At 56.9% G+C, this 1542-nt stretch carries 2 protein-coding genes; both read right to left on the bottom strand.

The features are described 5' to 3' along the window. Positions 1-696, bottom strand: a 696-nt coding sequence (locus tag AC1DT2_RS22965) for a hypothetical protein (RefSeq protein ID WP_477298983.1), incomplete at its 3' end; no start/stop codon positions are given. A 4-nt stretch (positions 697-700) separates the two neighbouring features. Next, the coding region (locus AC1DT2_RS22960) for an acyltransferase family protein (RefSeq protein WP_477298981.1) at positions 701-1542 on the bottom strand (842 nt) is incomplete at its 5' end.

Raw genomic sequence — 1542 nt, 5'->3', positions numbered from 1 at the left:
GGCTAGAAGTATCGGCGCGAAACCAACGGTCACCCCGTATGCGAAGGGGCGGAAGGTGCGAAGAAGACTGGCACGAGGAGATGGCTGCGTTTGATATGTTGGCGCCGATCCGCCCAGAGGCAATTGCTGCCACAGCAATGCCCCGGTACACGCGAAGGCGGCATACACCCCATGGTTCCTGCCGAAACAAGCGGCCAAGCCCACACCGACACCGAGGAAGAAAGTTCGCAGCCTGCAAGGCTGAAGGAACCACCACGCAAGTAGGCCAATCAGCAGCATCGACAGGCCGATGTCGTACAACTTGTGGCGCGGAAACATCCATGCCGTTAACGAGAGTACCGCGGCGCAAAGCGAGAGCCATCCCCTGCCGGACGTCGCGCTGCGCAGCAGCGTAGTAATCACTGCCAGACCTAGCGACGCGAATGCCATAGTGGCAACGCGAATGGCCATCAGGGTGCCACCAAAGGGTGCAGCAAGAGACCAGGCCCAGTAATAGCGCCCTGGGTCATAGGCCATGAAATCCCTTATGGGAACTTCCCCGGAGGCGACGCGCTGTGCGCCGTACCAGAGGAACCCTTCGTCCCACAGGTTGAGTCCTACCCTTCCTTCCACCACAAGAGCAAGGCCCGCTGCCAGGAAAGCCAGCGCCCATGTCGTCCAGAGCAAGTGGCGAGTTGTTCGCTCCTGCGTTGGCATCTGCTCACTCTTGTTGAGTTAGCGGAGTAGCAGCATCACGCACTTGCCCCTTCCGCTTCAACCGGTGTAACGGCCGCTCAAGAGCGACTGCCATGATAAGGGCCGCCGTGAGCGTGATGGCAAATGATACAGCGAAGAAGTAGAAGGAACGCCCGTAGCCAAATTGAGCCAGAAAGTACACGGCGACACTGGTATGGATTAGATACACCGGATATGACATGTCACCAAAAAGCGAATCGACCTTGCTCGATTTGTATGAAGTGAGCGAAAGCGTTACCCAAGCCGAAAGGATCATTGAGAAGTACATGCCGAAGGTCCAGGGCCACGGATCCCACTTTACCCAAAGCGCACCATGCACCATCCATACGATGAAGCTCGTGCGCGGCATGGCGAATCTAAGTAGGCAGTCGCGATAGTGACAAAGAAGACTTCCCGTCGCGAAGGTCATCAGGCACGGAAGGAACTGGACATATCTCTCAGCAAAGGATGATGACGTAAATCCGAGGTTAACTGTGGCAACGACCGACACAATCAACGCGATCCACGCTGTGGATGCTGACCGAGCGAGAAGTGGGATCAGGAAGTAGGCGCCAATCTCGATGGATAAGGCGTTGGATACCGCCACCGGCAGCCCGCTGCGGGGAAATATCGGTAGCAGCGTGATCGGATTGAGCCAGCCAACGCCGTGCGGCATGGTGAACTCCGGATTAATCCGAACCCCTTCAATGCAATTCTGCGCGAGCCACCATATCGTGACAACACCAAGGATGAGGGCAACGAAATACGACGGGTAAATTCGAATGAATCGATTGAACGCAAAGTCAGCGAGCCCGCGCGCCCCGAACC

This window comes from Luteibacter sp. P4_E6, assembly GCF_056401535.1.
The sequence above is the reverse complement of the archived record's forward strand: the minus strand, read 5'-3'. Positions and strand labels throughout refer to the sequence as shown.